Here is a 6,486-nt window from a genome sequence, read left to right on the forward strand (position 1 = left end):
ATTGGCGGAGCCGGTGCAATTGGCCGAACGCGAGAACGGGTGGGGCGCTCGCACCCGGATGAAGGACGCGTCGAGCACCGACGTCATCGTCCACCGGGGTGTCGCGCTGACCAGCTTCTACCAGTGCGGAGACCTGTATCGCGTCGATCCGTATTCGGCGGAGACACTCGGCAAGGAGACGTGGAAAGGGCGCTTCCCGACCGATTGGGGCGTGTCCGCACATCCCAAGGTGGACAACAAAACCGGCGAGCTGTTGTTCTTCAACTACAGCAAGCAAGACCCTTACATGCGGTACGGCGTCGTCGACGAGAGCCAGGAGCTGGTCCACTACGTCGACGTCCCGCTGCCCGGTCCGCGTCTCCCCCACGACATGGCATTCACCGAGAACTACGTGATTCTCAACGACTTTCCGCTGTTCTGGGATCCTGCCCTGCTCGAGCACGATGTGCACCTACCGCGGTTCTACCCCGACATTCCGTCGCGCTTCGCGGTCCTCCCCCGCCGGGGCGCAACCGGCGACATCCGATGGTTCGAGGCGGATCCGACATTCGTGCTGCACTTCGTCAACGCCTACGAAGATGGTGACGAGATCGTGCTCGACGGCTTCTACGAAGGCGATCCGTCACCGCTGGACACCGGCGGAACCAAGTGGGACAAGCTGTTTCGCTTCCTGGCGCTGGATCGTCTGCAGGCCCGGCTGCACAGGTGGCGCTTCAACCTGGTCACCGGCGCGGTGAAAGAAGAGCAGCTGGCGGACTCGATCACCGAGTTCGGGACCATCAACCCCGGCTACGCGGCGGGCCCGTATCGCTACGACTACGCCGCCACCGCAAAGCCGGGCTGGTTCCTGTTCGACGGACTGGTCAAACACGACCTGCTCACCGGGGACCAACAGCAGTATTCGTTCGGTGACGGCGTCTACGGGAGCGAGACGGCGATGGCGCCGCGCGTGGCCGCCACCGGCGAGGACGACGGCTACCTGGTCACCCTCACCACCGACATGAACACCGACGCCTCGTACTGTGTGATCTTCGACGCCGCCGGCATCGCCGACGGGCCTGTCTGCAAACTCCAACTGCCCGAACGCATTTCCAGCGGCACCCACTCGACGTGGGCGCCCGGCGAACAGCTGCGCCGCTGGGATACCGCGGAGTCGGCGGCGAGCGCCATCGGACTGCGATGAGCACCGACGGCCACACGTCCCACCGGGCCACGCATTGGCCCATGCACATGGCGCCGATCGGTGCAATCCGCTTCACCCGCCGGTCGTCGAACTTCGTTGAGACGGTGCGGTTTTACCGCGAGCTGGTGGGACTGCCGCTGTATGAGACCTTCGACGGCAGCTACGGTAGCAACGGCGCGATCTTCGGCATGCCCAGCTGGAACCTGACCCTGGAGATCGTGGAGGCGGTCGACGCTGTCCCGGTGGACCACCACGAAATGCTGTGTCTGTACTTTCCCGACAAGCAGGCCCAGCAGGCGGCGGTCGCACGTCTGGAAGAAGCGGGCACCGATCGGGTGGAACAACATCCGTACTGGGAAGCGACCGGCGCGGTCACCTATCGCGATCCGGACGGCCGCGAAATCGTGTTCGCACCCTTCGTTTTCGGCGTCAACGAGCCCGGTGACAGCTCGGACTCGGGAAGCCATGAGTTCCCCAGGGCGTGAGGCTCAGGTGCCGCGCGAGGCCAACGCCGCGATGACCGCCACGACCGAGCAGACCACCGCGCAGACAGCGCCCGCCGCGCCGACGTAGAGGCCGTATTGGGCCGACACCGGCGGGTTGACGTTGAGCTTGTAGTACCACGCCGTCAGCGCAGCGATCAGCAGCGAAACCGTCAGCGCGGCAACGGAAGCGAGCTTCGCCGACAGGCCACGGCCGGCCATCGCCCCGGCCACCAGCAGGGCCGAAGACAGCAGCACGATGAGCTGGCCGGGGCCGAAGCCCCGCGGCAGTACCAAGTTGCCGTGGGCGCCCCCGATCGCGTTGGCCCAGCCCCCGCCATTGACCGCCGTCGTCAGCCACGGCAGCCAGGTACTGGCCGAAATCACCAGGGCGAAAAACGCGACCAGCCAACCAGGGCGCAGGCGGCGGGTCATGGTAGCGAGGTTAATAGGGGGCGAGGCCGGTCCGTCGCTCGCCACGCGGCGACGTCAGCGATGGGCGCGCCCGTCTCCGTTCATGCCCGGGTCGGGCCTGGCGAACACCGTGACGAAGTTCTGCAGCGACTCCTTGATGTCGCCGCGCAGCGCGGCGGCGACGAGCATGCCGATCGGGCCGAACAGCGCCGGGCCGCCGAGGTGCACGTCGAAGCTGACGACGGAGCCGTCGTCCTTGGGTGTGACCTTGGCCATCAGCTTGACCTTGACACCGCCGACGCCTTCGCCGTTGAGCGTCATGCCTTCCGGCGGTTTGTAGCGCACGACCGTCCACTTGATCCGGTTGGCCATGCCCTTGACTTCGACGATCGACTCGATGACCGTGCCCTTTTCGATGTCGTCGGGCAACTTGCTGCGCCACACCTTGTGGATGGTCAGCCATTCGGAGAACCTGGACAGGTCCGAGGCGTGCTTCCAAGCCACCTCGGGAGCCAGCGGTACGTCGATGGATCCGGAAAGTTTCGCCATATGTTCAGCCCTGCTGGTCGCCTTCAGACGCCGATCCGGCGGCCTTCTTGGCCTCGTCCTGCACCTTGTGGATGGTGTCGGAGTACTTGCGCTGCGTCTTCTCGTCGACGAAGTCGCCGGCCTTATCGATCGCCATCTCGACCTTGTCGGCGTTCTGCGACAACAGGTCTTTCGCCTTGTCCAGGAATCCCATCGTTCTCCCCTTCCCGAGCAGTCCCCGGGAATCCTACTTGGGTGCTTGCTATCGCTCGCGCCACAGCCGCGGCTGCACGCCCAGCATCCTGGCCCGGATCCACCACGTCGCCTCGATCGCGGCGGCGCCCACCAGGCCGATCCCCAGCGCGGTGGACGTCACCGCCACGTTCGACGGGTCGAGCAGGAACGCCTTGCGGGCCAGTGGCGTGCTGAAGATCACCACGTAGGCCAGGCCGGAGACGATGACCAGCGCCACCCGCCACCACTGGTAGGGCCGCGCCACTACCGCGAGCACCCATAGCGCCGTCATCAGCAAGGTGATCAACGCGGCGGTCGACGCCTGGTCCTGTTGGACGAAGGTGGCGTGGCGACCGTGGTAGGCCAACAGGTAAGACGCGAACGTCGCTGTGCCGACGATCAGTCCGGACGGCAGTGCCGAACTCAACACCCGCCGGACGAAGCCCGGGTAGGCGCGTTCGTTGTTGGGTGCCAGCGACAGAATGAACGACGGGATCCCGATGGTGAACCATGCCGCGATGGTGACGTGGATCGGCTGAAACGGATACAACAGCGGGTCGGCCTTGAGCGCTTTGGAGAACAGGCATTCCAGACCCACCAACAGAGCCAGCAGCACCGAGTACACGGTCTTGGTCAAGAACAGGTTGGCGACCCGCTCGATGTTGCCGATCACGCGCCGTCCCTCGCCCACCACATATGGCAGCGTGGCAAACCTGTTGTCCAGCAGGACGATCTGCGCGACTGCACGCGACGCGGGGCTACCGGCCCCCATCGCGACGCCGATGTCGGCGTCCTTGAGAGCCAGCACGTCGTTGACACCGTCGCCGGTCATCGCCACGGCGTGACCGTGGGATTGCAGGGCATGCACGATGGCACGTTTCTGGTCGGGCCGGACCCGGCCGAAGGTGGTGTAGGAGTCCAGCGTGTCGGCCAATTGCGCGGGGTCTGACGGCAGCCGGCGGGCGTCCATCGTCTCGCCGCTGATCCCGAGCTTGCCGGCGACCGCGCCGACGGACACCGCGTTGTCACCGGACAGCACCTTGATCGAAACGCCTTGATCGGCAAAGTAATCCAGGGTCTCCCGGGCGTCGGGTCGCACCTTCTGCTCGAGTACCACCAGCGCGACGGGGGTGACGCGGCCCGGCGCGTCCGGGTCGTCGACCGCCACGCCGGCGCTGCCCACCAGCAGTACGCGCAGCCCCTGCGCGCCGATCCGCTCGGCGCGTTCGGCCGCCGCCGAGGACGGCTCGAGCAGCACGTCGGGCGCCCCGATCACCCAGTCGCCGTGGCCGCGGTAGGACACACCGCTCCATTTGGTGGCCGACTTGAAAGGTGCAGTCGCCGTAACGATCCAGTCGGGCGGCTGACCGTAGCTTTCGGCGATCGCCTGCATGCTGGCGTTGGGTCGCGGGTCGGCGGCGGCCAGCGCCGCGAGCACGTTAGCGATGCGCTCGGTCGAGCCGTCGAGCTCCTCGACGTCGGATACCCGCATGCCGTTCTCGGTCAACGTGCCCGTCTTGTCGGCACAGACCACGTCGACGCGCGCGAGTCCCTCGATGGCGGGCAGCTCCTGCACCAGGCATCGACGTTGGCCGAGCCGGATGACCCCGACCGCGAACGCGACCGACGTCAGCAGCACCAGGCCTTCGGGCACCATGGGGACCAGCGCGCCGACCGTACGCAGCACGGACTCTCGCCAGTCGGCGTGGGTGGTGAACAACTGGGTGTAGATCGTCAGCAGACCGGCCGGGACCAGCAGGTAGGTGATGAACTGCAGGATGCGGTTGACGCCATTGCGCAGTTCGGATTTCACCAATGTGAACTTGCTGGCCTCGTCCGCAAGCTTGGCCGCATACGCCTCGGCTCCGACCTTGGTGGCCCGATAGGCGCCACTGCCCGCGACGACGAAGCTGCCCGACATCACCGGATCGCCGATGGCCTTGCCGATCGGGTCGGCCTCACCGGTCAGCAGCGACTCGTCGATCTCCAGGTTCATCTCTTCGACGATCTCGCCGTCGACGACGACCTGATCTCCGGGCCCGAGCTCGATGATGTCATCGAGCACCACATCGGCGGGCGGCAGCGTTCGAGTTCCGGATTGCCTGCGCACCAACGGTTTCGCCTGCCCGACGATCGCCAGCTTGTCCAGCGTCTGCTTGGCCCTGACCTCCTGGAAGATGCCGATGACGCTGTTGGCGATGATCAGCAGGCCGAACATTCCGTTGATCAGCGAGCCCGTCGCCAGCACGATCAGCAACAGCACCCCGAGGATCGCGTTGATCCGGGTGAAGACGTTGGCCCGCACGATATCCGCGACACTGCGGGTGGCGCGCTCGCGCACGGCATTGGTCTTGCCGTCGGCTACCCGCCGCTCGACTTCGGCATCGGTCAGGCCCTGGTAAAGGGACGAGCTCATCGGGTGAACGTCCCCAGCTTGTCCGAGTCGTAGTATTCCAAGTTCAACGTGGCGCCGGCAAAGGTGGCCTTGGAAACCGTTCCAGGCGGGGCATTTTCGTCGGTTATGCCGAACGTAAAGGTGTCGCCGTCCCAGTGGGTGAGGGTGAACGTCCGGCTTTTCGGACCCATCGACAGTTGCAGCGCCCCGTCGTGTTCGGTCACCGTGGCCTTACCCCAATAGTCGTTGGCATACACGCCGGCGTAGTCGCCGAGCGGTCTGGCCGGTGCGGCGCCGGCGGGGGGCTGCTTGCCGACCAGCGAACCCTCGGGATTGTTCATCCAGCCGATCGCCTTCTGGTACAGGTTGACCCAGTCCTCGCGGACTTGGCCGTACTGGACCAGATCCATGAATTCGGCGGTCAGCGCCTCGGGGACGCCGATGGGCGCCGCGTTCGTCAACGCGATGATGCCCACGTCCTCAGAGGGCAGCACGACGAAGTTCGTCGCGGCGCCCAAAGCGAAAGCCCCCGAATGGCTGTACTCGGTGCGACCCGACGAGGAGACCGACGCGTTGAATCCGTAGCCGTAGAACCCCGAGCGTCCCTTCGGTGTCGTCGCGGGCACCGAAACCACTTGCGCGGTGGTCGCCGGCGTCAGGGCTTCCGGCGCCACGATTCGCTGACCGTTGTAAGTCCCGTTGCCCAGCAACATGATCAGCCAGCGGGCCATGTCGTTGACCGACGAACTGACGCCGCCCGCGGGCGTCTGGGGATCGGGGTCACGCTGGAAGCGCGCCTCCCACTTGTCCGCGATCTTGATGTGATTGACGGCATGGTTGGGCCGGGCGACGAAGTCGGCGAACCGCGAGCTCGTCGACGTCATTCCCAGCGGCCGGTAGAGCACCTCGTCGGACAGGTCTTCCCAGGATTTGCCCGCCGCGGCCGCGATGGCCTCGGCGGCGGCGGTGATCCCGAAGTTGGTGTAGGCGTAGCTGTTTCGGAAAGACGTCAGCGGCAGATACTTGAGCCGCTCGAGTGTCTGCCGCCGGTCGTAGCCCAGATCTTCCAGTTTGTCACCGGCGTGGTCGGGCAGCCCGGATCTGTGCGAATACAGGTCGGCGACGGTCAGATGGCTGGTGACGTAGGGATCGTTCACCGTGAACCACGGCAGCTTGGACGCCACGGGCATGTCCCAGGTGACGGCGTTGTCGGTGACCTGATGCGCTATCACCGTGGAGCCGACCGACTT

The 6,486-nt window shown here is 65.9% G+C and carries 7 protein-coding genes; 2 read left to right on the plus strand and 5 right to left on the minus strand.

What is annotated here, in order from left to right; genetic code table 11:
- Together JOZ00_RS10140 and JOZ00_RS10145 are read left to right on the plus strand one after the other, a co-directional pair.
- Positions 1 to 1,183: carotenoid oxygenase family protein (locus tag JOZ00_RS10140; RefSeq protein ID WP_293343309.1), on the plus strand; the 1,183-nt coding region annotated here is incomplete at its 5' end.
- Entirely contained in the window at positions 1,180 to 1,668 is a 489-nt protein-coding gene (locus JOZ00_RS10145; protein ID WP_293343311.1) for a VOC family protein, read from the plus strand. The genes JOZ00_RS10140 and JOZ00_RS10145, both read left to right, overlap by 4 nt.
- Positions 1,669 to 1,671: 3 nt before the next feature.
- Here the strand turns inward: JOZ00_RS10145 and JOZ00_RS10150 are convergent, their stop codons facing one another.
- The 5 genes from JOZ00_RS10150 to JOZ00_RS10170 form a co-directional block, all read right to left on the minus strand.
- Positions 1,672 to 2,100, minus strand: a complete 429-nt coding sequence (locus tag JOZ00_RS10150) for a hypothetical protein (protein ID WP_293343313.1) — start codon at positions 2,098 to 2,100, stop codon at positions 1,672 to 1,674.
- A 54-nt stretch (positions 2,101 to 2,154) separates the two neighbouring features.
- Positions 2,155 to 2,628 (minus strand): SRPBCC family protein, encoded by a 474-nt coding sequence (locus JOZ00_RS10155; protein WP_293343314.1) that lies wholly within the window; start codon positions 2,626 to 2,628, stop codon positions 2,155 to 2,157.
- A gap of 4 nt (positions 2,629 to 2,632) precedes the next feature.
- The gene (locus JOZ00_RS10160) at positions 2,633 to 2,821 is read right to left on the minus strand and encodes an antitoxin (protein WP_293343315.1); all 189 of its coding nucleotides are present in this window, start codon (positions 2,819 to 2,821) and stop codon (positions 2,633 to 2,635) included.
- Between the two features lie 48 nt (positions 2,822 to 2,869).
- Complete coding sequence (locus tag JOZ00_RS10165; RefSeq protein ID WP_293343317.1) at positions 2,870 to 5,257, minus strand: cation-translocating P-type ATPase; 2,388 nt, start codon at positions 5,255 to 5,257, stop codon at positions 2,870 to 2,872.
- Positions 5,254 to 6,486: serine hydrolase (locus tag JOZ00_RS10170; RefSeq protein ID WP_293343319.1), on the minus strand; the 1,233-nt coding region annotated here is incomplete at its 5' end. The genes JOZ00_RS10165 and JOZ00_RS10170, both read right to left, overlap by 4 nt.

Source organism: Mycobacterium sp. (assembly GCF_019243155.1).
Classification (GTDB): Bacteria; Actinomycetota; Actinomycetes; order Mycobacteriales; family Mycobacteriaceae; genus Mycobacterium.

Excerpts from the sequence above, each read along its gene's own strand:
- JOZ00_RS10165 (WP_293343317.1), bottom strand. The coding sequence starts at position 5,257 with ATGAGCTCGTCCCTTTACCAGGGCCTGACCGATGCCGAAGTCGAGCGG.
- JOZ00_RS10145 (WP_293343311.1), top strand. The coding sequence starts at position 1,180 with ATGAGCACCGACGGCCACACGTCCCACCGGGCCACGCATTGGCCCATG.
- JOZ00_RS10160 (WP_293343315.1), bottom strand. The coding sequence starts at position 2,821 with ATGGGATTCCTGGACAAGGCGAAAGACCTGTTGTCGCAGAACGCCGAC.
- JOZ00_RS10150 (WP_293343313.1), bottom strand. The coding sequence starts at position 2,100 with ATGACCCGCCGCCTGCGCCCTGGTTGGCTGGTCGCGTTTTTCGCCCTG.
- JOZ00_RS10155 (WP_293343314.1), bottom strand. The coding sequence starts at position 2,628 with ATGGCGAAACTTTCCGGATCCATCGACGTACCGCTGGCTCCCGAGGTG.